General features: G+C 71.5%; 19 protein-coding genes and 1 tRNA gene. 5 read left to right on the top strand and 15 right to left on the bottom strand.

All coding sequences use genetic code 11. From position 1 onward, the window contains the following. Positions 1–76 precede the first annotated feature (76 nt). The 4 genes from ACYF6T_RS23580 to pgsA form a co-directional block, all read right to left on the bottom strand. Positions 77–619 (bottom strand): LemA family protein, encoded by a 543-nt coding sequence (locus ACYF6T_RS23580; protein ID WP_461698803.1) that lies wholly within the window; start codon positions 617–619, stop codon positions 77–79. Between the two features lie 450 nt (positions 620–1069). Then, complete coding sequence (locus ACYF6T_RS23575) at positions 1070–2239, bottom strand: glycosyltransferase family 4 protein (protein WP_461698802.1); 1170 nt, start codon at positions 2237–2239, stop codon at positions 1070–1072. Continuing rightward, positions 2236–3156 carry a phosphatidylinositol mannoside acyltransferase gene (locus ACYF6T_RS23570; RefSeq protein WP_461698801.1) on the bottom strand — a complete coding sequence of 307 codons (921 nt, stop codon included), beginning with the start codon at positions 3154–3156 and terminating at the stop codon, positions 2236–2238. The genes ACYF6T_RS23575 and ACYF6T_RS23570 overlap by 4 nt, the downstream gene beginning before the upstream one ends. Continuing rightward, positions 3153–3881 (bottom strand): phosphatidylinositol phosphate synthase, encoded by a 729-nt coding sequence (pgsA, locus tag ACYF6T_RS23565; protein ID WP_461698931.1) that lies wholly within the window; start codon positions 3879–3881, stop codon positions 3153–3155. Before pgsA ends, ACYF6T_RS23570 begins: the two co-directional genes overlap by 4 nt. 272 nt (positions 3882–4153) lie before the next feature. Between pgsA and ACYF6T_RS23560 the strand changes: the two genes are divergently transcribed. Beyond that, on the top strand, positions 4154–6352 hold the full coding sequence (locus ACYF6T_RS23560; protein ID WP_461698800.1) for an elongation factor G-like protein EF-G2: 2199 nt from the start codon (positions 4154–4156) through the stop codon (positions 6350–6352). Between the two features lie 285 nt (positions 6353–6637). After that, a complete protein-coding gene (locus ACYF6T_RS23555) occupies positions 6638–8299 on the top strand; it encodes a hypothetical protein (protein ID WP_461698799.1) in 1662 nt (553 codons plus the stop codon). A gap of 103 nt (positions 8300–8402) precedes the next feature. Here the strand turns inward: ACYF6T_RS23555 and ACYF6T_RS23550 are convergent, their stop codons facing one another. Further along, positions 8403–8963, bottom strand: a complete 561-nt coding sequence (locus ACYF6T_RS23550) for an HIT family protein (RefSeq protein WP_461698798.1) — start codon at positions 8961–8963, stop codon at positions 8403–8405. 67 nt (positions 8964–9030) lie between these two features. Between ACYF6T_RS23550 and ACYF6T_RS23545 the strand changes: the two genes are divergently transcribed. Next, positions 9031–9687 (top strand): potassium channel family protein, encoded by a 657-nt coding sequence (locus ACYF6T_RS23545; protein WP_461698797.1) that lies wholly within the window; start codon positions 9031–9033, stop codon positions 9685–9687. A 29-nt stretch (positions 9688–9716) separates the two neighbouring features. Here the strand turns inward: ACYF6T_RS23545 and thrS are convergent, their stop codons facing one another. The 3 genes from thrS to ACYF6T_RS23530 all read right to left on the bottom strand — a co-directional run bounded on the left by thrS (position 9717) and on the right by ACYF6T_RS23530 (position 13576). Then, the gene (gene thrS, locus ACYF6T_RS23540; protein ID WP_461698796.1) at positions 9717–11693 is read right to left on the bottom strand and encodes a threonine--tRNA ligase; all 1977 of its coding nucleotides are present in this window, start codon (positions 11691–11693) and stop codon (positions 9717–9719) included. Positions 11694–11795: 102 nt separating this feature from the next. Beyond that, on the bottom strand, positions 11796–13013 hold the full coding sequence (locus ACYF6T_RS23535; RefSeq protein WP_461698795.1) for a hypothetical protein: 1218 nt from the start codon (positions 13011–13013) through the stop codon (positions 11796–11798). Next, entirely contained in the window at positions 13010–13576 is a 567-nt protein-coding gene (locus tag ACYF6T_RS23530; protein WP_461698794.1) for a DUF4365 domain-containing protein, read from the bottom strand. Before ACYF6T_RS23530 ends, ACYF6T_RS23535 begins: the two co-directional genes overlap by 4 nt. Positions 13577–13745: 169 nt before the next feature. On the opposite strand from ACYF6T_RS23530, the gene ACYF6T_RS23525 reads away from it, so the two are divergent. Beyond that, complete coding sequence (locus ACYF6T_RS23525) at positions 13746–14471, top strand: exonuclease domain-containing protein (RefSeq protein WP_461698793.1); 726 nt, start codon at positions 13746–13748, stop codon at positions 14469–14471. 39 nt (positions 14472–14510) lie between these two features. Here the strand turns inward: ACYF6T_RS23525 and ACYF6T_RS23520 are convergent. Then, a tRNA-Val gene (locus ACYF6T_RS23520) sits at positions 14511–14582 on the bottom strand. Between the two features lie 39 nt (positions 14583–14621). Continuing rightward, the gene (locus ACYF6T_RS23515; RefSeq protein ID WP_461698792.1) at positions 14622–15068 is read right to left on the bottom strand and encodes an SRPBCC family protein; all 447 of its coding nucleotides are present in this window, start codon (positions 15066–15068) and stop codon (positions 14622–14624) included. An 83-nt stretch (positions 15069–15151) separates the two neighbouring features. Here ACYF6T_RS23515 and ACYF6T_RS23510 point away from each other — a divergent pair, with 83 nt between their 5' ends. Further along, positions 15152–17530: an SCO7613 C-terminal domain-containing membrane protein gene (locus ACYF6T_RS23510; RefSeq protein ID WP_461698791.1), complete on the top strand. Its 2379-nt coding sequence runs from the start codon at positions 15152–15154 to the stop codon at positions 17528–17530. Between the two features lie 89 nt (positions 17531–17619). On the opposite strand, the gene ACYF6T_RS23505 is transcribed toward ACYF6T_RS23510, so the two are convergent. The 5 genes from ACYF6T_RS23505 to ACYF6T_RS23485 all read right to left on the bottom strand — a co-directional run bounded on the left by ACYF6T_RS23505 (position 17620) and on the right by ACYF6T_RS23485 (position 24223). Beyond that, positions 17620–20355: an exo-rhamnogalacturonan lyase family protein gene (locus ACYF6T_RS23505; protein WP_461698790.1), complete on the bottom strand. Its 2736-nt coding sequence runs from the start codon at positions 20353–20355 to the stop codon at positions 17620–17622. Between the two features lie 110 nt (positions 20356–20465). Next, positions 20466–21056, bottom strand: coding sequence for a hypothetical protein (locus ACYF6T_RS23500; protein WP_461698789.1), 591 nt, complete (start codon positions 21054–21056; stop codon positions 20466–20468). Between the two features lie 10 nt (positions 21057–21066). Next, positions 21067–21954: a carbohydrate ABC transporter permease gene (locus tag ACYF6T_RS23495; RefSeq protein WP_461698788.1), complete on the bottom strand. Its 888-nt coding sequence runs from the start codon at positions 21952–21954 to the stop codon at positions 21067–21069. Continuing rightward, positions 21951–22907, bottom strand: a complete 957-nt coding sequence (locus tag ACYF6T_RS23490; RefSeq protein WP_461698787.1) for a carbohydrate ABC transporter permease — start codon at positions 22905–22907, stop codon at positions 21951–21953. The genes ACYF6T_RS23495 and ACYF6T_RS23490 overlap by 4 nt, the downstream gene beginning before the upstream one ends. A gap of 26 nt (positions 22908–22933) precedes the next feature. Then, complete coding sequence (locus ACYF6T_RS23485) at positions 22934–24223, bottom strand: ABC transporter substrate-binding protein (RefSeq protein WP_461698786.1); 1290 nt, start codon at positions 24221–24223, stop codon at positions 22934–22936. Positions 24224–24940: the final 717 nt, after the last annotated feature.

Below are 24940 nucleotides of genomic sequence, written 5' to 3'. Positions count from 1 at the left end.
GGCCAATGGGAAGCCGGTGGACCCTTTTCGGCTCCGGGGTGCGCGGGGGTCCGGTCTCCGTGCGCGGGCGGGGAGCCTACGCGGCCCGGTCGGCCAGGGCCGCCGGCGGCTCGTCGTCCATCTCGAAGGCCATCGGGAAGGGGGCGTGACCGGCCAGGCGGAACCAGCGGACCTTGCGGTGCTGGCGCAGTCTGCGGGCCGCGCCGACGGCGTCGTTGTGGAAGCGGCGGGCCATCGGGACCCGGCGGACCGCCTCCGTGAGCTCGTGTGCGGCCGCCTCTCCCCCGGGCGCCTCGCGGACCGCCTCCACCTGGTACGGCTCCGCGAACACCGCCCGCAGCGCCTGGCTGAGCTCGCTCTCGGCGACCTCCCGCTGCTCCTCCTCGGCCTGCCGGGCGGCGTGCGCGGCCTCGTACAGGACGATCGAGGCGGCCGGGTCGAGAACGCCGGAGGTGGCGAGCTCCTGGGTCACCGAGGCCCGGCGCAGCAACTGGGCGTCGAGCGCGGCGCGGGCCGCGTCGATCCGGGAGTGCAGCCGGTCCAGGCGGCCCGCCGTCCAGCTCAGGTACAGGCCGATCGCGACGAGAACGACGAGGGTCCAGATCAGGGTTGCGGTCACGGCCGGTCACGTTACCGGTCCGCCGGACCACGACTCCCGCCAGTCCCGGACCCGCAGCCGACGTCGCCTTCCCCCGCCGCCCGGACCGGGTGGTACCCGCCGAGTGGTGTAGCCGTCCGGACCGTGTGGCTCCGTTCAGCGCCGTGGCGCAAGCGCCGGCCGGCCCGCCTCTCCGGTTCTCGGCGCCGCTCACGGGCGTCGTCACCGCCATCCAGCGCGGAAGCGACTACACCGCCCCACTGAGCTGCGGAGCCGCGAACTCCGCAGCCCACCACCACGTCGCGGGACGCGATCCCGGACCGCGGCCCGCACCCCGGTCACCACCCACACTCCGGTGGTTCCCGCAGCCAGGCCGCTCCGGCCCCGATCCGGCCCGCTGTCACATCCGATCCGGCTCGGACCGCGCCGTCTTCCGGTGGGGACCGATCCGGTCCCGGACCCCAGCCCCTGTCAGTCCCGCGCCAGTCCGAACCGTGCGCGCAGGCCCGGTGCCCGGTCCTCGTCCGCCGCCGCCACCGCCGCCGCGCCGGCCGTGACCGTCTCGTAAACGGACAGGATGTCCGCGCCGACGGTCGACCAGTCGAAGCGCCGTACGTGCGCGCTGCCCCGCTCCCGCAGTACCGCCCGGCGTTCCGGGTCCGCCAGCAGGCGCAGGGCCGCCTCCGCGAGGGCGTCGGAGTCCTCGTTGGCGAAGAGTTCGCCCGCGGCGCCCTGGTCCAGGACCTGGGCGAAGGCGTCCAGGTCGGAGGCGAGCACCGGCGCACCCGCCGACATCGCCTCGACCAGGATGATGCCGAAGCTCTCGCCACCGGTGTTGGGAGCGACGTACAGGTCGATGCTGCGCAGCAGGCGCGCCTTGTCCTCGTCGCTGACCATGCCCAGGAACTCCACGCGGGAGCGGAGTTCGGCCGGCAGCGACTCCACGGCCTCCTCCTCGTCGCCGCGCCCCGCGACCAGCAGCCGCGTCTGCGGGCGGGCGGCGAGGATCTTCGGCAGGGCGCGCATCAGCACCGGCAGCCCCTTGCGCGGTTCGTCGATGCGGCCGATGAAGCCGATCGTGTCGCCCTGCCACGCGGGGTTCGGCTCGGCCTCGGCGAAGAAGGCGACGTCGACGCCGTTGGGGATGACGACCGCGTCGCCGCCCAGGTGCTCGACCAGCGTGCGCCGCGCGTACTCGCTCACCGCGATCCGCGCGCTGATCTTCTCCAGGGCCGCCTGGAGGATGGCGTACGCGGCGATCATCGCCTTGGAGCGCGGGTTGGAGGTGTGGAAGGTGGCCACCATCGGCCCCTGCGCCGCCCAGCAGGTCAGCAGGCCCAGGGAGGGCGAGGTGGGCTCGTGGATGTGGACCACGTCGAAGTGGCCGTCGTGCAGCCAGCGGCGGACCCGGGCGGCCGAGAGGAAGCCGAAGTTGAGGCGGGCGACCGAGCCGTTGTACGGCACCGGGACCGCGCGGCCGGCCGAGACGACGTACGGCGGCAGCGGGGTGTCGTCGTCGGCGGGGGCGAGGACGGAGACCTCGTGGCCCAGGCGGATGAAGTACTCGGCGAGGTCGCGGATGTGGAACTGGACGCCGCCGGGCACGTCCCAGGAGTAGGGGCAGACGATGCCGATCCTCACGAAGTCCCCCCGGAGGGATCTCGCGCGGGATCGAGATCCTTGAGCCACAAGCGCTGCAGCATGTGCCAGTCCTCCGGATGGTCGGCGATCCCCGTGGCGAAGGCGTCGGCCAGCGCCTGTGTCATGACAGACGTCTTCTCGGCCCGGTTGCCTGACTCGGGCACCTCGATCGGCGGGTGCACGCGTCCCTGCATGACGGGCGAGTCGTCGTACCAGAGGGTGACGGGCAGCAGCAGGGCACCGGTCTGCTGGGCGAGCAGCGCGGGGCCGGCCGGCATGCGGGTCGTCTCGCCGAAGAACTCGACCTCGACCCCGGAGGACGACAGGTCGCGCTCGGCGACGAGGCAGACCAGGCCGCCGTCCCGCAGCCGCCGGGCCAGGGCGCCGAAGGCGGTGCCGCCGGTGTGCGGCAGGACCTCCATGCCGAGGCCCTCGCGGTAGGCCACGAAACGGTCGTAGAGCGTCTCGGGCTTGAGGCGCTCGGCGACCGTGGTGAACGGCGTCTCCAGCTTGGTGGTGACCCAGGCGCCGGCGAGGTCCCAGTTGGCCATGTGCGGCAGCGCGAGGATGACGCCCCGGCCGGCGGCGAGCCCGTCGGTCAGGTAGTGCACGTCCTTGGGGTCGAACCCGCCCTTGATGCGCTCCTTGCTCCAGGCGGGCAGCCGGAAGGACTCCATCCAGTAGCGCAGGTACGAGCGCATGCCCGCGCGCGAGAGCTCGGCCAGGCGCTCGGGGCTCGCGTCGGGCACCACGCGCGCGTAGTTGCTCTCCAGCCGCCTGACGCCCTTGCCTCGCTGCTTCCAGGCCAGGTCGGCGATGGTGCGGCCGAGGCGTACGGCGACGGGTTCCGGGAGCTTCTTGACCACGCCCCAGCCGAGGCCGTACAGCGCGTCCGTCAGCTGGTCCCGGGTGCTCACTTGGCCGCCCCGCTCTCCTGCTCGGCCGCGCCCGCCTGCGCTTCGGCCTCCGCGGACTCGCGGCGGACGGTGACGACCCGCTGGACCAGCGTGACCAGGCTGCCGACGGCGACGATCCACAGGGCGACGGGCAGCAGGTACTGGATGCCGGGCACGCCGAACTTGTGCAGCCCGGCGAAGCCGGCCGCGACCAGCGAGATCACCAGCCGCTCGGCGCGCTCGACCAGGCCGTTGACGGCGACCGGCAGGCCGATCGACTCGCCGCGCGCCTTGGTGTACGACACCACCTGGCCGCTGGCCAGGCAGAAGATGGAGACCGCGCACAGGACGTTGTCGTCGCCGCTGCCCGCGTACCACAGGGCGAATCCGCCGAAGATCGCCCCGTCGGCGACCCGGTCGAGCGTGGAGTCCAGGAAGGCGCCCCAGCGGCTGGAGCGGCCCAGCTGACGGGCCATGTTGCCGTCGACGAGGTCGGAGAACACGAACAGCGTGATCACGACCGTGCCCCAGAAGAACTCGCCCCTGGGGTAGAAGACCAACGCGCCCGCGACCACACCGGCGGTGCCGATGAGTGTGACCGTGTCGGGGCTGACGCCCCGCTTGATCAAGAATGCGGCGAACGGCGTGAGGACACGCGTGAAGAATGCACGCGCGTACTTGTTCAGCATGGCCTTCCCGAGGGTCGGTGTGGCCGCGCGGCCCCTGCTGGCCACCGGCTGGCCCATCGTAGCCACGCGCGCGCGTGTGCGACGGTCGGGCACCCGGCCCACGTGTCACGGGCTGACGGCATACCGGTCACGACGCGGTTGCGGGCCCTGTGGCCCAGCCGGGCGGCCCCCTCGGGCACGGCCGGGTGGCACGATCACGTCCGTCGTATGGACGCACCGTGACGGGAGTGGAAAGCTCGAAGAACCGCGGGCGTCACCGGAGCCGCCATCGCACGCGGATCCGCATGTCCGCGCCCACAGTGACCTCACCGTGCACGGGAGGCAGGATCATGGGCGACAAGGCGAACGCACACCCCGGGGCCGCCGGCAGGGCTACGGCGGCCGACCACCCCGCGTCCGTACGGAATGTGGTGCTGGTCGGCCACTCCGGATCGGGCAAGACGACTCTGGTGGAGGCTCTCGCGCTGACCGCGGGGGCGGTGAACCGGGCGGGCCGCGTGGAGGACGGCGGCACCGTCTCCGACTACGACGAGATCGAGCACCGGCAGCAGCGCTCGGTGCAGCTCTCCCTGGTGCCGGTGGAATGGGCCGGCGTCAAGGTCAACCTCCTCGACACCCCCGGATACGCCGACTTCGTCGGAGAACTGAGGGCCGGTCTGCGAGCGGCGGACGCGGCCCTTTTCGTCGTCTCCGCCTCGGACGGCGTGGACGGCTCGACCCGCATGGTGTGGGACGAGTGCGCGGCCGTCGGCATGCCGCGGGCCATCGTCGTCACGCACCTGGAGGCGGCCCGCGCGGACTTCGAGGAGATGACGCGCATCTGCGCCGGGGCCTTCGGCGGCGACGACCCCGACGCCGTGCTCCCGCTGTACCTTCCGCTGCACGGGCCGGCCGCACCGGACGGGCACGCGCCCGTGACCGGACTGATCGGACTGCTGTCGCAGAAGCTGTTCGACTACTCCTCCGGGGAGCGCAAGGAGTCCGAGCCGGGCGAGGACCAGCTACCGCAGATCGAGGAGGCCCGCAACCGGCTGATCGAGGGAATCATCTCGGAGAGCGAGGACGAGACCCTCATGGACCGCTATCTCGGCGGCGAGGAGATCGACTACAAGACCCTCGTGGAGGACCTGGAACGGGCCGTCGCGCGCGGGGTGTTCTTCCCCGTGCTGGCCGCCGCGCCCGCCGCCGAGGGCGCCCGGCAGGGGCTCGGCACGGTCGAGCTGCTGGAGCTGGTCACGGGCGGTTTCCCGACACCGTTCGAGCACCCCACGCCCGGGGTGACCACGATCGACGGCAAGCCGCGCGAGATCAAGCCCTGCGACACGGAAGGCCCGCTGGTCGCCGAGGTCGTCAAGACGGCGTCCGACCCCTACGTCGGCCGGGTCTCCCTGGTCCGGGTCTTCTCCGGCACGCTGCGCCCCGACGAGACGGTGCACGTCTCCGGGCACGGGCTCGCCGACCGGGGGCACGAGGACCACGACGTCGACGAGCGCATCGGCGCGCTGTCCACGCCGTTCGGCAAGCAGCAGCGCTCGGTGACCCATGCCATCGCCGGCGACCTGGTGTGCGTGGCCAAGCTCAGCCGCGCGGAGACCGGGGACACCCTCTCGGCCAAGGACGACCCGCTCCTGATGGAGCCCTGGGAGATGCCCGACCCGCTGCTGCCGCTCGCCATCCAGGCGCACAGCAAGGCGGACGAGGACAAGCTCTCGCAGGGCCTGTCCCGGCTGGTCGCGGAGGACCCGACGATGCGGCTGGAGCAGAACCAGGACACCCACCAGGTGGTCCTGTGGTGCCTGGGCGAGGCGCACGCGGACGTCGCGCTGGAGCGGCTGCGCAGCCGCTACGGCGTCCAGGTCGACGTCGTCCCGCACAAGGTCTCCCTGCGGGAGACGTTCGCCGGGAAGTCGGCGGGGCGGGGGCGGCATGTGAAGCAGTCCGGCGGGCACGGCCAGTACGCCATCTGCGAGATCGAGGTCGAGCCGCTGCCGGGCGGCTCGGGCATCGAGTTCGTGGACAAGGTGGTCGGCGGCGCGGTGCCGCGGCAGTTCATCCCGTCGGTGGAGAAGGGTGTAAGGGCCCAGGCGGCCAAGGGAGTTGCCGCCGGGTACCCGCTCATCGACGTACGGGTGACGCTGCTGGACGGCAAGGCGCACTCCGTGGACTCCTCGGACGCCGCCTTCCAGACGGCCGGCGCGCTCGCGCTGCGGGAGGCCGCGGCCGACGCCAAGATCCATCTGCTGGAACCGGTGGCCGAGGTCAGCGTGCTGGTCGGCGACGACTACGTGGGCGCCGTGATGAGCGACCTGTCGGGGCGGCGCGGCCGGGTGCTGGGCACGGAACAGACCAGCGGGGGACGCACCCTGATCAAGGCCGAGGTGCCCGAGATCGAGATCGGGCGCTACGCGGTCGACCTGCGCTCCCTCTCCCACGGCACCGCACGGTTCAGCCGCCGGTACGCGCGGCACGAGCCGATGCCGCCGCAGATCGCCGAAAGGATCCGCGAGGAGGCGAAGGACGCCTCGTAGTCGACGCCTCGTGGTCGGCGTCTCGTGGTCGGCGTCTCGTGGTCGGCGTCTCGTGGTCGACGCGGGGCGCCGCCAAGTGGCCTGTACGGAACGCTCCCCTCCGCGTCGGCGGGCGGCTTCGGCCGTCCGCCGACGAATGTCGGTGGCTGGGGATACGCTGATCACCAGCCGATCAAGTCGTCGTGTGAGCAAGGGATCATGATGACGACCTGATCAACAGGTGTGCGGAGCAAGGAAGTCGGGAAGAGCCGCAGGAGCGGGATCCGGCGGCGATCGGGGGCGGGAATGACCGTTGAGAGCGGTTACGCGGACATCTTCGGTCCGCAGGTGCCGCGCACGGGCGACGAGGGCCAGACCGCGACGTTCGCGCTGGCCTCCGCCGCCTACCGGGACAACCCGGTGGCGGACATCAAGAAGGCCGACAACGAGTGGCACCAGACCACCGTCAAACCCGGCCTGCCCTGGGCGAGGATATTCCGGCCCAACCTGGGCGAGGCCTTCTCCCGGGCGGTGGTGGACCGCATGGTGGGGCCCGGCCGCAAACCGCTCATCCAGTCCTTCGGCGCCGAGCCGCAGGTCGTCGTCGAGCACTGCCTCGCCGCGAACAACATCCGCAAGGACCGCGACCAGCGGCTGGCCATCGTGATGGTGCTCTGCGGTCTGCTGTTCCTGCCCGGCCTCCTGGTGTGGCTGCTGGTCTTCCAGATCCGCACCACGGTCGCCAGGCGCGAGGACAAGAGGGCCGGCGCCATGGCCACCACGCTGCTGGTGGCGGTGGGGGCGCTCGCGGTGATCTTCCTGATCCGCATGCCGTTCTCGGGGTTCTGGGCCTGGTACGCGCGCGCGTGCGTCGTCCTGCCCGTCATCGGCTGGTTCTGGGCCAAGCAGATATGCGAGCGCACCGCGAAGGACCTGCGGGAGCGCTGGGACAGCCTGCTGGCGGGCAGCAGCGTCGGCGCCAAGGTGCCCGAGGCGGTGCCGACCAGCCCCGGCGAGACCAAGGCCGACACGCTGCGCCAGGCCCTGGGCCGGCTCAGCGCCGAGCAGCAGTCCAACTCCGTGTTCTACGCCGGCCCCAAGGGCATCCTCGGCATGGGCACGCGCTGGGGCAGCTGGCAGCTCGCCGAGGACCTGGAGCCCTCCGACCCGACCCGCGAGATCCACCCCTTCCGCAGCTGGGACGTCATCCGGGCCATCCACGACGACCTGCGCATGCTGGAGCGCAACACCATCAACACCGGCGGCTTCCCGACCGCGTCCGTACGGCACTGGATCGTCACGCCGATCGGGGAGGGCGCGAAGGCGGTGTCCCGCCCCGAGGGCACCGACGTGGAGGCGTTCCAGGTCAAGCAGCACGCCATACAGGAGATCTGCAACAACCAGCAGTTCGGCGCGGGCGACCGGCACTACCTGGGCGTGCAGTGGACGCTGTGGGACGGGCAGCTGGTCATCACGATGATGATCACGGTCACCGTGCTGCACAAGACGCTGCGCATCGAGGTCACCGGACATGCGCTGGGCCCGGTGAACCCGCTGTTCACCAGCAAGCCCGAGGCGCCGACGAAGGAAGTGCAGAAGTCCTTCAAGCCGTGGGAGACCCGGAAGGTGGCCCTTCCGCTGGTCAACACCGACGAGGTGGTACGGCTGGCCGTGCGCGCCCCGATCTCCTGGTACCCGCCCCTGCTCAACTGGCTCGGCGGCACCATAGCCCTGCCCGAGCCCTTCGGCCTGCGGCACGCCTGGGCCGACCAGCCCTGGCGCCACCGCTTCATGGCCGACGACGCGCTGCGCGCGGCGACGCCGGTGCTGCGGGTCGTGCACGCGGCGGCGATACGGGTGCTGCGGGAGAACGGCGTGGACACGGAGAAGTTCGGTTCGCGGTCGGCCTTCCTCAGCACGCAGGTCCAGGACCCGGTACCGAAGAAGGCCGACGTCTACGACGCGTAGGTCTGCGGCGCCTGGGCCGTCGTGCGGTGCGGGTGGGGGCGCGCGTTCCTGGGAGCTGCGCCCCCAGACGGGCTGAGCGTGCCGGACGCGCTGAGAGGAACGATCACGCCGTCGGCCACGCCTCCGCCAGCATCTTCCTGGTGTCGGCCAGGAGCTGCGGCAGTACCCGCGTGTGGCCCACCACCGGCATGAAGTTCGTGTCGCCGCCCCAGCGGGGGACGATGTGCTGGTGCAGGTGGGCGGCGATGCCGGCACCGGCGACCGTGCCCTGGTTCATGCCGATGTTGAAGCCGTGTGCGCCGGAGGCCGTGCGCAGGGCGGTCATCGCCTGCTTGGTGAGCGCGGCCAGCTCGACCGTCTCGGCGTCCGTGAGGTCGGTGTAGTCGGCGACGTGACGGTAGGGCACGACCATGAGGTGGCCGCCGTTGTAGGGGTAGAGGTTGAGCACGGCGTACACCTGCTCGCCCCGCTTGACGATCAGCCCGTCCTCGTCGGACTTGGCCGGGATCGAGCAGAAGGGGCAGCCGTCGTCGGCCCCCGGGCCGGTCGGCTTGTTCTCGCCCTGGATGTAGGCCATCCGGTGGGGCGTCCACAGACGCTGGAAGGCGTCCTGCGTCCCCACTCCCAACTGCTGCTCCGGCTCACTCGTCATGCAGTGCAGCATATGGCGTCGCCCGTTCGCGGCGTGTCGCCGGGGTTGCGGGAAAGGCCCGCCGGGCGAAGCTGGGCGCGTGGACGCTGACCGTCGTAAGGACCGCTGGGAGCGGCGCACCGAGATCCCCCTCGCGCTGGCGTCGCTCGTCTACCTCGCGGCGTACGCGGTCCGCGTGCTGGCCCGGGATCTGGCGGACGTCTGGCCGGACGTGTGCCTGGCGGTGCTGTTCGCCGCCTGGGCGCTGTTCGCCGTCGACTACGCGGTGCGCTGGCGGCTGAGCGGACAGGGGCTGCGCTTCGTACGGAAGCACTGGCTGGACACGGTGGTGCTGATCCTGCCGCTGCTGCGGCCGCTGCGGGTCGTCAAGGTGTACGAGGCCGTGCAGCGCCGGCACGGCAGGCCGCGGCTCGCGCTGCACGCGCGCGTGATCGCGTACTCGGGGCTGGCGACGGTACTGCTCGGTTTCGCCGGTGCCCTCGCCGTCTACCAGCAAGAACGCGGGGCGCCGGGCGCGTCGATGCGGACGTTCGGGGACGCCGTCTGGTGGACCTGCGCGACCCTGACGACCGTCGGCTACGGCGACATCGCCCCGGTGACCCCGCTGGGCCGGCTGATCGCGGTCGGCGTGATGGCGATCGGGCTCGCCCTGATCGGCGCGGTGACCGGCACCTTCGCCTCCTGGCTGCTGCAGGTGTTCGCCCGGGAGGACGACGAGAGGCCCCCGGGAGGCTGACCTCCCGAGGGCCCCGCGTCAGCACCGGATCAGACCTGAGCCCGCTCCTCGACGACCTTCACGATCTTCGCGATGGCCTCGTCGAACGGGATGCCGTTCTCCTGGGAGCCGTCGCGGTAGCGGAAGGAGACCGAGCCGTTCGACATGTCCTCGTCGCCCGCGATGACCATGAAGGGCACCTTCTGCTTCTGGGCGTTGCGGATCTTCTTCTGCATGCGGTCGGAGGAGGAGTCCACCTCGACGCGCAGTCCCTGCTTCTTCGCCGCCGCGGCGAACTTCTCCAGGTACTCCACGTGCGCGTCGCCGATCGGGATGCCGACCGCCTGGACGGGGGCCAGCCAGGCCGGGAACGCGCCCGCGTAGTGCTCCAGCAGGACGGCGAAGAACCGCTCGATCGAGCCGAAAAGCGCGCGGTGGATCATGACCGGGCGCTGCTTGGAGCCGTCCGGGCCGGTGTACTCCAGGTCGAAGCGCTCGGGCAGGTTGAAGTCGAGCTGGATGGTCGACATCTGCCAGGTGCGGCCGATCGCGTCCTTCGTCTGGACGGAGATCTTGGGGCCGTAGAAGGCCGCGCCGCCCGGGTCGGGCACCAGCGGCAGGCCCTGCTTCTCGGCGACCTGGCGGAGGGTCTCGGTGGCCTCCTCCCAGACCTCGTCGGTGCCGACGAACTTCTCCGGGTCCTTGGTGGACAGCTCCAGGTAGAAGTCGGTCAGGCCGTAGTCCCGCAGCAGGCCGAGGACGAAGGTGAGCGTCTTGTCGAGCTCCTCCGACATCTGCTCACGGGTGCAGTAGATGTGCGCGTCGTCCTGGGTGAAGCCGCGGGCGCGGGTGAGGCCGTGCACGACGCCCGACTTCTCGTACCGGTACACGGTCCCGAACTCGAACAGGCGCAGCGGCAGTTCGCGGTAGGAGCGGCCGCGCGCGTCGAAGATCAGGTTGTGCATCGGGCAGTTCATGGGCTTGAGGTAGTAGTCCACGCCCTCGTCCAGCTGCATGGGCGGGTACATGCCGTCGGCGTACCAGTCCAGGTGCCCGGACGTCTCGAAGAGCTTCCCCTTCGTCGCGTGCGGGGTGTAGACGAACTCGTAGCCCTCCTCCTCGTGCCGGCGGCGCGAGTAGTCCTCCATCACGCGGCGGACGATGCCGCCCTTGGGGTGGAAGACCGCGAGGCCGGAGCCGATCTGCTCCGGGATGGAGAACAGGTCCAGCTCGCTGCCCAGCTTGCGGTGGTCGCGCTTCTCGGCCTCGGCGAGGAAGTCCAGGTAGGCCTTCAGCTCGTCCTTGGACGGCCAGGCGGTGCCGTAGATGCGCTGGAGCATGGGGTTCTTCTCGCTGCCGCGCCAGTAGGCGGCCGCGTTGCGCATCAGCTTGAACGCCGGGATGAGGCGGGTGGAGGGCAGGTGGGGACCGCGGCAGAGGTCCTTCCAGCACAGCTCGCCGGTCTTGGCGTCGAGGTTGTCGTAGATCGTCAGCTCGCCGGCGCCGACCTCGACATCCGCGCCGTCGTCGGCGGAGGCGGAGCCCTTGAGGCCGATCAGCTCCAGCTTGTAGGGCTCGTTCGCGAGCTCCTCGCGGGCGGCCTCGTCGGTGACCACGCGGCGCGAGAAGCGCTGGCCGCGCTTCTGGATCTCCTGCATCTTCTTCTCGATGGCCTTGAGATCCTCGGGCGTGAACGGCCTGTCCACGTCGAAGTCGTAGTAGAAGCCGTCCTTCACGGGCGGGCCGATGCCCAGCTTGGCCTCGGGGAAGAGCTCCTGCACGGCCTGCGCCATGACGTGGGCGGTGGAGTGGCGCAGGATGTTGAGGCCGTCCTCGGAGGAGAGCTCGACACCCTCGACGGTCTCGCCGTCCCCGACCTCGTAGGCGAGGTCCTTGAGCTCGCCGTCCACGCGCGCGGCGATGATCGAGCGCTCGCCGGCGAAGAGCTCGGCGGCCGTAGTGCCCGTCGTCACCACGCGTTCTTCCCGCTCGGAATCGCGTTGGATGATCACACGGACGTCTGACACCGGTCTCTCCTGACTGAAGGTGGGTGCGGCGCCATACCAGGAGCGCGCGCAATAGGGGATCGTACCGACCCCGGCCCCTCCTTAGCGAAACCGGTGCCGCCGTCAGTCCCCTCCGCAGGCCTCCTCGAAGAAGTCCAGGTTCTCCTGCAGGGACTTCATCAGCCGGTCCCGTTCGGCCTCGTCGACCTGCACGGGTACGACGCCCGAGGCGCCGGTCAGCCGCCGGAAGCCGCCGCGGCTCTCCAGCCGTCCCTGCACCCGCACCGGCAGTCCGACCAGGTGCGCCTGCCCGGCGATCCGGTAGTCCTCCTCGTCCAGGGTCAGCCGGACGTGCGGGACCTCGGCCCCGGCGATCACCCGCAGCCGTACGCTGCCCTCGCCGCGTGGCCCCGACCTGCGCAGGCGCACCACGGCGCCGGTGATCCGCACGGGCACGGACGGCTCCTCGCGCAGATAGCGGGCCCCGGCCTCGCGCAGCGCGGGCAGGTCGCCGGGGGAGAACTCGACGGGCTCGGCGGTGGCCGCGCAGTCCTGGGGCACCCCGGCGGCGGGCGCCCACTCGACGGCGATCCGGGCGCCCTCGGTGCCGCGCACGAGCGCGACGAGGGCCTCGGTGAGCTCGCGGCTGACGCCCGCCTCGACGGCGCCGTCGAAGGCGTCCATGCCGCCGGTGGCCCGCTGGTAGTCGATGGCCTCGCGGGCGGCGTACAGGGCCTGGTGGAGGCGTACGGCGAGCGGGCGTCCGGTGCCGACGGGCACGAACGCGGTCAGCCGGTCGCCCCCGGTGGCGGGGCCGACGAGGACGTGCTCCAGCAGCGCGGCGGCGGAGCGGCGGTGCCGGACGCCGTGGTAGCCGGCGCGGGCGCGGGTGGCGAGGGCGCCGGCGAGCAGCATCTGCCGGGCGGCGGAGCGCAGCTGCTCCTCCACCGACCAGGGGGCGGTGTCGGCGGGGCCGGTCGGCACGTCCCGCCACCAGCGGATCTCGTCGCTGGGCACGGCGAGCCCGACCAGCACCTCGCGGGCGGAGGGCATGGCACTGCGGCTGAGCGCGAGGAGGGCCTCGCCGAGCAGGTCGTCGCTGTCGGGGAAGGCGCGGCTCTCGGGGACCAGCAGGCTGGTGCCGGTGCCGCCGGGGCCGGGCGGGGTCCAGCGGCCGTAGCGTCCGGGGGCGCCGCCGCGGCGCTGCCAGCCGTGCCGGCGCAGCAGGGCGCCCAGTACGGCCGGGTCGACCTGGTGGGGCTCGGGGGGCCGGTGCCAGGCGGCATCCACGGGATGCGGCCGCACCGGCCGCACTGGCTCGTCCAGGGGGCGGTGCGTCATGGTCTGCCTCCCGTCCCGACCCGCGTCATGATCTCGCACAGCGCCCGGTCGTCGAAGATGCGTGAAGTCGGTATGCGCACGGTGGTGCGGTTCCGGCCGGTGATCGCGTGGCCGGCCAGGTTGACCCAGTAGCAGCAGTGCCTGAGGTCGAGGCGGTCGTGGCTGGCTCTGAGCCAGTCGTCCCGGGATCTCGGGACGAGCATCACCACCAGGATCTTGTGCACCGACACGGGCGTGCGCGCGAGCTTGCGCAGGTGGTCGTTGTCGAGCGTGAAGGAGAAGAAGCGGCCCGGTGGGTTGGGCGCGACCTGGTACGTGCACTTCAGCTGCACCTTGATGGTCACCTCGTCGTCGACGGTGTGCCCGGGTGAGCCGTGGCTGACGTGCCAGTCGATGCCGTTGTCCGGGAACGGCTGCGACAGCGAGCAGCCGGCCGCCGCCGCGACGGCGTGCAGATAGCCCACCTGCAGTGTCTCCATGCAGGCGGTGGTGGCGAGTGTGCCGCGATGGGGGCCCGTGCGTTCGGGCAGCAGCCCGCCCCGCTCGGGCTGCGCTATCGCCATGACCAAACAGCCTTCCAAGCCAAGTGAATCCCCGCTGCGGGCCGCTGAACTGCAAAGACCCGTACTCCTGTTGTGTCCTCCCGGCGTAGTGCGCAAACAGCCCGGGTATCACCAAACAGGCAGAAGACGGAACGTCAGCTGCCGTGGGTGAACGAGGAGTTGGGTAGGCATGACGTGCTGGTACGAGGGGCCCCTGGCCGCCTTCGACACGGAGACCACGGGCGTTGACGTCGAGACCGACCGGATCGTGTCGGCAGCCGTCGTCGTCCAGGACGCCCCGGGCACCCGGCCCCGGGTGACCCGCTGGCTGGTCAACCCGGGTGTGCCGGTGCCGGAGTCGGCGACCGCGGTGCACGGGCTGACGGAGGAACACCTCCAGCGCAACGGCCGCTGGCCGGCGCCGGTGATGTACGAGATAGCGGAGCAGCTGGCCGAACAGGCGGCCATGGCACGGCCGTTGGTGGTGATGAACGCGCCGTTCGACCTGACGCTGCTGGACCGCGAGCTGCGCCGCCATCGCGCCTCCTCGCTCGACCGGTGGTTCGAGTCGACACCGCTGCGGGTGCTGGACCCGCGGGTCCTCGACAAGCACCTGGACCGCTATCGCAAGGGCCGCCGCACCCTCACCGACCTGTGCGCGCACTACGGCGTCGATCTGGAGGGCGCGCACGACGCGGGGGCGGACGCACTGGCGGCCCTGGACGTCGTACGGGCCCTGGGCCGCCGTTTCGCGGCCCGGCTGGAGCGCCTCTCGCCGGCCGAGCTGCACTCGCTGCAGACGACGTGGCACGCGGCGCAGGCACGCGGCCTGCAGGCGTGGTTCGCGCGCAGCGGCACGGACGAAGTGGTGAGCACGGAATGGCCACTACGCCCGGAGCTGCCGGCGGCGGCATGAAGAAAGCCGGTCCGCACGGGGCGGACCGGCCTTTCCCGGTGGGCGATACTGGGTTCGAACCAGTGACCTCTTCGGTGTGAACGAAGCGCTCTCCCACTGAGCTAATCGCCCGGGAACGCAGTGAACAATACAGGTCCCCGGCGCCTTCCTTCAAACCGCTTCGAGGTACGCCACCAGTCCGCGCCGTCCGGCGCGCATCATCAGCCGGTGGTTGAGCCGGAACACCGGCCGTCCGGGCACGGCCAGCCGCCTCAGCAGCGGCTTGTGCACGTCGACGACCTGGTCGTAGCGGGCGAGGGTGCCGGTGCCGTGCGGGGCGAGGGTCCAGCGCGCCCAGCCGTCGAGGTCGCCGGACATGGCGATCTCCAGGACGCCGGCCCCGGCGTCGCGCCGTACCTCGCGCGCGGTGAAGGTCAGCTCGTAGGGCAGGACGGACCGGACGCGGATCACGCCGGTGCTGTCGTCGAGCTTGGTGACCTCGCGGATCTGGGGCCACCAGCGGGGGTAGTCCTCGGCCCGCTCCAGCGCCTCGTACACGGTGGCGGTCGGCGCGGGCAGGCGCCACAGGGTGCGGAAGCGGTAGTGCGTCCAGTCCATGGGGGCAGTCTGCCCGCTGTCTGAGTACGTCCTGAGTACCCGCACTCATGTCGTACGACGTGACCCGGACCACACTCCACAGCATGACGAACCTTCCGCCCCCGGCCGAGGAGTTGCGGCTCCTCGACGCCGAGCTGCGGCGACTCGACGCCCGCCGGGCCCAGTTGCTGACCCGCCGCGCCTGGCTGCTGGCCTCGCTGCGGCCGGTGGCACCCCCGGCCGCGCCCCGGCCGGAGACCACCGCGCCGCGTGTCCAGAACGTGCTGCTGGTCCTGGGCGGTGCGCTGCTGACCATCGCGGCGATCGCGTTCACGCTGGTCGGCTGGGGGCATCTGGGCATCGCCGGGCGGGCCGCGGTACTCGGCGCGGTGACGGCGGGCGCGCTCGCGGCACCGGCGGTGCTGCTCGGGCGAGGGCTGCGCTCGACGGCCGAGGCGGTGGCCGGCCTGGGGCTCGCGCTGACGGTGCTGGACGCGTACGCGCTGCACGAGGTGGCGTTCGGCGGGTCGGACGGCACGGGGTACGCGGCGCTCGCGTCGGCGGTCCTGGCGGGGCTGTGGGCGGCGTACGGACTGCTGCCGGGCGTCGACGGGCTGCGCCTGCCGCGTCCGGCCGCGCTGCTCGCCGCTCAACTCCCGCTCCTGCTCTGGGCGGTGGCGGTGTCGGCGGGGCCCTACGGCATCACGGCCGCGCTGCTGCTGACGGCGGGGTTCGACACAGGCATGGCGCTCCGGGCGACCGCCGGGTCCGTACGTCTCACCGCCGTTCTCGGCGCGTACGGCATGGGCGGCTGGGGCGTTCTGGCGGCCGGCTGGCTCTCCTGGAGCGCAGCGGGCCCGAGCGCCGCCGCCCGTGCGGCGGCGCTCCTCACTCTCGCGGCGACGACGGCCCTGACCGCCTCCTGGCACCGGGCGCGGACGGCACCGCAGACACCCGTCGCGGAGGCGGACGGCGGCCGGTCGCCCGTCCTCGACACGGTCAACGCCCTGCTCGGGGGCCTGCTGGTGGTCGCCGCGTGCGGTGGGGCGCTGCGCGTGATGCTGCCGGACGACTGGACGGTTCCCGGGTATCTGCTGTGCGGCGTCGCCCTGTTGGCGGCCGTACGGGCCGCGCTGCCCGAGGCCGTGCGGCGGGGGCTCGTCGATGCCTCCGTCTGCGTTCAGGCGCTGGCGCTCCTGTGGACCCTCCCGGTCGTCGCCGTCACGCTGCTGGGTCCCGTCTCCTGGGCGGGGCGGGCCTGGTCCGGGGCCCCGTCCGACGCACGGGCCGCGGTCGCGGTGGACGTGCCGTGGCCGGTGCACGCGGGGGCGGTGCCGTGGGTGCCGGTGGCCGTCGCGGTCGTACTGCCGGCGGCGGTGCGGGACGCGACCTGGCGTCCGAGGGCGGTCAACGCCGCTCTGTTGCTGGGCTGGGCCGCCGTACTCACCCTGCCGGCCGTGCTCCAACTCCCGTACACCGCAGGGCTCGTGACCACCATGCTCGCCACGCTCGCGGCGCTGGTCACCGCCCGCTCCTACGCACCCGCGCGGATCACCGCCACAGTCCTCGCCCTGGTCTCGTCGCTCACGCTCGCCTGCCAGGCGCTGGCCTCCCAGACTGCCACCCTGGCCACGCTCGCGGCGCTGACCGCCGTGTTCGCCGGGGCCTCCTGGTGGTCCGGCCTCCGGCCCGTCACCGCCCCGGCGGCGCACGCGTACGCCGCAGCGCTGGCCTGCGCGACCGGCGCCGCCGCCGGCTGGCCGCCGCAGCACACGGCGCTGCTCGTGCTCGTCGTGCCCGCGACCGCCGCCCTGCTCGCGGCCCGCCTCCCGGCGCCCGTCGCCCTGGAGGCCGCCGCCTGCGCGACCGTGCTGCTCGCCGTCGCCCTGGCCGTCCCGGACCCCGCGCCGCTGGCCCTCGTCCTCGCCCTCTGCGGAGTCATCGCGGCGGCCACCGCGGCCCGCCCCGACCGTCGCGCCGCCGGCTACGCGGCCACCGCCCTGTTCGTCCTGGCCGCCTGGGTACGCCTGGCGGCCTGGGGTGTCGCGGCGCCCGAGGCCTACACCCTCCCGGTCACCGTCCCGGCGCTGCTCGTCGGCGCCTGGCGCCGGCACCGCGACCCGCTGGCCTCGTCCTGGACGGCGTACGGCCCCGGACTGGCCGCGACCCTGCTGCCGAGCCTCGCCGCCGCCTGGGGCGACCCTCACTGGACCCGCCCGCTCCTGCTGGGCGCAGCGGCCCTGCTGACCACCCTGCTCGGCGCCCGCCACCGCCTCCAGGCCCCCCTGGCCCTGGGCGGCGCGACCCTCGTCCTGGACGCCCTGCACGAACTGGCGCCGTACCTGGTCCAGTTGACCGGTGCGCTCCCCCGCTGGGCGCCTCCGGCGCTGGCGGGCCTCCTCCTGCTGGCCCTGGGCGCCACGTACGAACAACGCATCCGAGACGCCCGCCGCGTCCGGGACATCCTCACCAGGCTCCACTGAGGCGCCCCGGAAGGGGTGCGGGGAACTGCGCGACCAGCCCCCACCGGCCCGCGGTTCCCCACTCTCCCACTCCCCCACTCCCCCACGCGCTACGGCATCTTGTCCCCGAGCAGGGCCAGGTCCTCGATCGCGGCGAGGCCGTAGAGCGCGGTGTCGTTCGTCGACACCCAACTCGCCTCGTTCCCCGGCACCAGGGCGACGGGCCCGCTCAACTCCTCGGTCTTCCAGGGCGAGGACTCCGTGTACCCGTCGGAGTTGTAGAACTTCGCCCACGCCCGCGCGGCCAGCGCCGCGTCCCGGGTCTGCACGGCGGCGTACGCGTCGAGGCGCGAGTGCCCCTGGAAGAGCAGCAGCGTGCCGAAGTCGGAGCCGTAACGGGCCTTCTGCTCGGCCTTGGTGGCGTTGAAGTAGCGGCAGTAGTCCAGGTACACCTCCTTGAACTTCGGCATGTCGACGAGGTGGATCAGCTCGGCGCACAGCTCGTTGAGGCCGAAGACCGCCGAGAGGTGCGAGACGGAGACGACCGGCGTGTCCGCGACCGCGAACTTGCCCGTGTCGAGGTCGTACAGCCCGCTGCCCTGGACGAAGCCGTTGGGCTGGGCGGCGATGCCCTCCATCGTGGACAGCACGCGCGCCCTGGCCTTCTCCCACTTGGGGCCCTTGCGCTCCCACTCGGTCAGCCACGCCGACACCAGGCCGCTCCAGTCGGTGCCGAAGCCGATGGACAGGGCGTGCCGGTCCGGGGTGTAGGGGTCGGTGCGGACCTTGCGCTGGGGGTCGAGCACGAGGAACGTCTCGTCGGAGTCGACGTTGGCGTGCATGAGGTCGCCCACGCGTTCGTCGGCGGTGAGGAAGTAGTAGAAGCGCCGGTACGTGGTGTTGGCGATGCGCTGCTGCTTGGCGCTGTCGGCGTAGTGCTGCACGCCGTGCCGGGTGCCCAGGCCCGCCCACTTGCCGAGGTGGTAGACGTCGACCTCGCCGGTGTGCCGGGTCATCGCCTCGGCGAAGCGGAAGATGTCGGAGCGGCCGCTTCGGAGGTACGCGTACCACAGCCACAGGTCGGGCGAGAGCTCGGAGTTGTCCCAGGCGTACCCGCCGATGTCGTAGCGCCACACGTGCCGCACGGTGTCGTACGTGTGCATGATGTCGCCGTAGTCCCAGAAGCCGTACCAACGGCGTTGCTCCACCTGGCCCTTGTAGTAGGTGAACAGGAAGTCGAGGTGGTCCTCGATCTTGGCCTTGGCGGGCGTGGAGCGGTCGGGTTCGGAGTACAGGCCCGGGCCGAATACCTTGGCCTTGATGAGCTGCTTGGGCGGGGCGGCGAGCTGCGGCAGCACCCGTACGGCTTCGACCTGCTGGGCCAGGGTCTCGGCCGACGGCGTCGACTCGTTGGCCCAGAACAGCAGTTCCGAGGTGCGGGCGATGCCGTAGGGGGTGCCGAAGCCGGGTTCGTAGTCCTCGTAGGTGATGTTGAGGCCTTCGAGCTGTTCGGCGTACGTGTCCTGGCCCATGCCGTCGTGGTAGAAGCGCAGGTCCATGGGCTGGGCCTCGGGTGACCAGAGCCAGAGGGTGACCTCGGCCACGTCGGTGTGGGCGTCGCGGATGTCGAGCTGGGCGGGGTACTTCTCCCAGAAGTCCCTGAGGCCGAAGGAGAGTCCGCCGCTCGCGCCGCCAACGTACCCGAAGCCGGAGGCCCGCTTGCCGCCGCCGGCGCCGATCCAGCCGTAGCCCTTCTTGGTGCGCTTGCGCAGGGTGAAGCCGTCGGCGGAGAGCTGGGAGAGCGTGTAGTCGCCCCATTCGGGGATGTACTGGAGCCGGGTGGTCACCCGCTGGTCCCAGGTGGACGGGTCGGGCAGCTTCTGGCCGGCGAACTGCGCGGCCTGCACGGCGGCGCCAGGGTCGCGGCGCAGTCCGGTGATGCCCTTGACCGCCTCGCGCAGCAGGCCGGTGCCCTCGCCGCCGATGCGGATGTGCCGGTCGTAGGACGCGTCACGCATGGGCACGCTGAAGCGGACGCCGAGGCCGCGGATGAAGTCGCCGCTCGGCTTGCCCGGCTCCTGGGTGCCGTCGTAGGTGATCGTGTGGACCATGCGGAAGGAGTCGGCGCCGGCGTAGAAGTAGAGGCGGATGGAGAACGGCAGCCAACTGCGGTCGCCCTTGCGGTGCTTGCCGTCGATGCGGACGACGGCGCGGACGGGTCCGTCCTGCTCGACGGTGACCTCGTCGATGGCGCCCTCGAAGCGTTCGGTCTTGACCGTGCCCTGGTCCTCGTCCTCGATCTCGGGCTGGCGGATGAGGACCAGCCGGCCGTTCCTGGCGATCTCGGTGGAGCCGCGGGTGACCGACTTGATCAGGGTCGCCCCCGACTTGCCGATCTTCGCGGTGATGACGCCGGTCGACACGTCGATGGTGCCGCCGCTGTTGTCGACGGTGACCTTCTTGTCGGGGGCCGCGGCGGTGCCGGCCGTCAGCGTGAGCTTGCCGGAGCCCGAACTCACCGCGTGCGCGGTCCACTTCAGGGAGCCGTCCGGCCAGTAGGCGAGCGGCCAGGTCTGCACGGGGACGGCCTTGCCGTCGGCGTCCGTCAGCGCGAAGGTCTGGTCGGCGTCGTGGACGCCCATCGGCCACGGGACGCCGACGGTGGAGCCGGGTGCGGCGCCCAGGCCGCCGTCCTCCAGCCAGTCCAGGGTGACGGGGTCGTCGGCGGCGGCCTCGGCTCTGGGCGCGGCCTGCGCGTCCGCGGCGCCGAGGGCCCAGCTGAACTGTGCGGCGGCACCGGCGACGGCGGCCGCCTTGAGGAGGGACCTGCGGGGGATGGGAGACATGGGATGCAGCCTTTCCTTGTCCGTGCGGGAAGCGTCGTTCCATACGGTGGTCAGGGGCATGACAGGGGAAGGTGCGGCGCCTCCGGGGGAAGGGCGCCGACCTGGTGCGTTCAGCGGTGCCGGTACCGCTCCTCCACGGCGACGGCCGCTGCCGTGACGGCGCCCAGGACGGGCACCGCCAGCGGGGCGGTGAACCAGCCGGACAGGGCCACCAGGGCCAGTCCGCCGACGAGCAGGAAGGAACCGGCCGGATCGAGGACGGTGCGCCGGCCGGCCCGGGCGAGCAGGCTCCGCCAGGCGGCCCCCGGCTCCCAGACCGCGGCCGCCCGCAGCCCGGCGACGAGCGCGCCGAGCACCGCGAACAGGCCGACGGCCCCGACGAGCGACCCGCCGGGCAGCCCGGCCCGGCCGGCCTGGACGTCGACCCAGGCCACGCCGGCCGTGCCCCAGCCGGCGGCGCCGACGAGCCAGCCGCCGCGCACCGCCGTACGGAAGTCGCTCACGAACTCCCGCCAGCCGCCGCCCTGGTGGGCCAGGCGGCGGCGCAGGTGGCGGGCGCCGGCGGCGAACGCGGCCGGGTAGGTGACCACGCCCAGCGAGGCCACGGCGATCCACACCCCGGTCAGCAGGGTCTCGGCGAAGAGGGCGAACCGCTCGGCGAGCAGGGACTCCTTGCGTGCCTTCACACGTGCCTGGGCCATGCCGACCGCCTCAGCCCTTCAGTCCGGAGGTCGCCATGCCGTCGATCAGATAGCGCTGGAAGGCGAGGAAGAAGAGCAGCACGGGCAGCAGCGCCACCAGCGACATCGCGATCAGGCCGCCGTAGTTGGCGGCGACGCCGTCGGAGTCGCGGAACATCATCATGCCGAGGGAGACGGTGTACTTCCCGGGTTCGTTGAGGTAGATCAGCGGGCCCATGAAGTCGTTCCAGGCGTTGATGAAGGTGAAGATGGCGCTGGTGATCAGCGCGGGCCGGCACAGCGGCAGCACGATCGACCAGTAGGTGCGCAGGTGACCGCAGCCGTCGATGCGGGCGGCCTCGTCCAGCTCCCTCGGCAGGTTGCGCATGAACTGCACCATGAGGAAGACGAAGAACGCCTCCGTCGCCAGGTACTTGCCGAGCAGCAACGGCACGTAGGTGTTGATGAGTTCCATCTTCTGGAACATCACGTACTGCGGGATGAGCAGCACGTGGTACGGCAGCAGGAGCGTGCCGATCATCAGGGTGAACAGGACGTTCCGGCCGGCGAACCTGATCTTGGCGAAGGCGTACGCGGTCAGCGAGCAGGAGATCAGGATGCCGACGACCGAACCGCCCGCGTACAGCAGGGAGTTCTGGAAGAAGGTCCAGATGGAGATGTCGGCGATGCCGTCCGCGAGGCCCTTGAAGTTGGCGAGGATCGGGTGGGCCGGGAAGAGCTGGAGGCTGTTGATGATGTCCTTGCTGGGCTTGAACGAGGCGCCGATGACCCACAGGACCGGGTAGAGGATGACGGCGAGGAGCAGCAGGGCGCCGAGGTGCCAGGCGAGCGAGCCGGTCCGCCTGCGGCTCGGGGCCGGGGACTTCGTCGCCGTCGGCTTGGTGGTGATCGCGCTCATCGGGCGTCCTCCGCGTAGTGCACCCACTTCTTCTGCGACCAGAACAGGACGGCGGTCACCAGGGCGACGGCGAGCAGCAGCATCCAGGCCATCGCGGAGGCGAAGCCCATCTGGGCGTTCTTGAAGCCCTGTTGGTAGAGGTAGCAGGTGTAGACGAGGGTGGCGTCGGCCGGGCCGCAGTAGGTGTTGGAGACGACGTAGGCCGAGCCGAAGATCTGGAAGGAGTGGATGGTCTCCAGCAGGACGTTGAAGAAGAGCACCGGGGAGATCATCGGCAGCGTGATGCTCCAGAACTTGCGGAAGGCCCCGGCACCGTCCAGTTCGGCGGCCTCGTACAGTTCCTTCGGCACCTGCTTGAGTCCGGCCAGGAAGATGACCATGGGCGCGCCGAACTGCCAGACGGTGAGCGCGACCAGGCAGTAGAGGATCCAGTCGGGGTTGCCGACCCAGCCGCCGGCGTGGATGCCGACGGCGGACAGGGCGCGGTCGACGATGGCGTCGTCGGAGAAGATCGACCGCCACACGAAGGCGACGGACACGCTGGCGCCGATGAGCGAGGGGGCGTAGAACGCGGCCCGGTAGAAAGCCTGTCCGCGCCGGCTCTGCGCGAGCAGCAGGGCGACCCCGAGGGCGAGCAGCAGCTTCAGCGGGGTGCCGATGATCACGTATTTCGCGGTGACCTCGACGGACTTCTGCCAGCGCGGGTCGTCGAACATCTTGGTGAAGTTGTCGAGACCGACCCACTTGGGGGCGTTGAAGAGGTTGTAGTCGGTGAACGCGAAGTAGAGCGAGGCGACCATGGGGCCCGCGGTCAGGAGCAGGAAGCCCGCGATCCACGGGGACATGAAGAGGTAGCCGGCGAGGTTCTCCCGGCGGCCCCGCCGCTTGACGGCGGCGGGGGCGGCGGAGCGGGCCTTCCGGGTGACGGGCGGTGAGTCCTTGACGAGCGTCACGGTGCTTCCCAATCGTTCCGGTCGGGTCAGGCCTGGAAGGCGGCCTGCGACTCGTCGAAGAACTGCTTCACCGAGGCGGAGACCGAGGACTTGCCCAGGGCGAGGTCGCCGCCGATGCGCAGGAAGGCGGCCTCGATGGTGTCGGCGCCGGAGGGGTGCGGGGTGATCGTGCCGAGGACGCCGGCCTTGGCGGTGTCGGCCTCGTACTGCGCGATCTCCTTGTTGACCGCGTCGGTCGGCTTGAACGCCTCGTACTGCTCGGTCGAGGCGAGGATGCCGCGGTCGTAGCCCATGATCTTGCCGACCTCGGGGTCGTGCACCATGAAGTTGATGAACTGGGCGACTTCCTTGGGGTGCGAGGTGCGTGCGGAGGCGCTCAGCATCAGGGAGGCGAGGTACTGGCCGGTGTCCTTGCCGTTGGTGGTGGGGATGGGCGCGAGGCCGTACTCGCTGTCGCCTTCGGCGCTGTAGCGGACGGTGAAGTTGTCCCAGGTGAACTCGGAGGCGCCGTGCCCGGCGGAGAGCGAGGACTTGGGGCGGTCCTGGGCGACGATCTTGGGGCTGGTGACGAGCCCGGCCTTCGTCCGGTTGTAGCCGTCCTGCCACCACTCCGTCAGGTCGGCCTTGTCGAAGCCGAGTCCGTCCTTGGTGTAGAACGCCTTTCCGTTCTGACGCAGGTACAGGTCGTACAGGTACATGATGCTGAAGTAGCCCGTGTCCCCGGGGACCTTGGTCTTGTCGTGGATGGTCTTCAGGGCCTTGAAGTACTCGTCCCAGGTCCAGCCGGTCTGCGGCTCGACGCCCGCCTTCTGGAAGACCTTCTTGTCGATGACCAGCGCCATGGTGTTGGAGCCGACCGGGACGCCGAGCTGCTTGCCGTCGACCTCGCCGACCTTGGTGACCCCGGCGCGGAAGTTGTCGAGGCTCAGGTTGCCCGCGTCGATCTGCGACTTGAGATCGAGCAGAACACCTCTCTTGTCGTACTTCCTAAGGAATGTGACGGCGTTTTGGAAAACGTCCGGGGGATTTCCGCCGGAGGCCTGCGTCTGGAACTTCTCCCAGAAAGACACATAGTCCTGGAAGTCCGTCTTGACCTTGATCTTCGGATACTTCTTCTCGAAGAGCTTGATGGTCTGGTTGATCTTCTTGGCTCGCTCGTCGGCACCCCACCAGGAGTAACGGATCGTCACCGTCCCGTCGGCCGACGTTCCGCTGTCACCCCCGCACCCGGTGGTGGCGGCGAGCCCCAGCGTGGCCGCCGTCGCCCCCGCCGCCTTGAGGATCGTACGCCTCTCAACATTCCTGCTGGTTCCCACAGTCGGGCCCTCCCCGGCTTCTTCGCCGCATGCATGAATCGTTTCAAGTAAGCGCTTGCTGGCACAAGTTACGGAGGGGCTCGGGGTGCGTCAATGATTCGGACAGGAATTTCTTGCGGACGGGTCCGGCGCCCGGGCCGGGCCGACGGACACGCCGTCGCGATCGTCGAGGCGACCGTGCAGGTGGGAGGCGTCCGACCGGCTGGCCGAACGGGAGGTGGCCGACCGGTCACGAGCGACTTTCGGCCGAAAGTTGTCGCGGTGCGGCAGGTCGCCGCTGGACGTGGTCGCGGACGGTGAGGGGCGCGGCGGGAAACGGCCGGGGTCGCTGTCGCGCCCGGTAAGGGGCGCGGCGGGAAACGGCCAGGGTCGCTGTCGCGCCCGGTAAGGGGCGCGGCGGGAGACGGCCGGGGTCGCTGTCGCGCCCGGTAAGGGGCGCGGCGGGAGACGGCCAGGGTCGCTGTCGCGGACGGTGAGGGGCGCGGCGGGAGACGCCCAGGGTCGCTGTCGCGGACGGTGAGGGTCGGGGTGGCGGACAGTGAAGGGCGAGGTGGGAAACGGCGGGAGTCGCTGTCGCGCGCGGTGACGGTCGCGGTGGCGGACGGCGAAGGGTGCGGTCGCGGGCGGTGCGGATGGCCGGGGTCCGCCGGCATCTCAGGGAGCCTGCGCCGGCGAACACGGTCCGCGTACACGACGGCGGCCCACCTGCTGTGATGC

It is taken from the genome of Streptomyces sp. 7R007, assembly GCF_054850255.1.
Note: the sequence above shows the minus strand (reverse complement) of the source record. Positions and strands in the feature narration are given on the sequence as shown.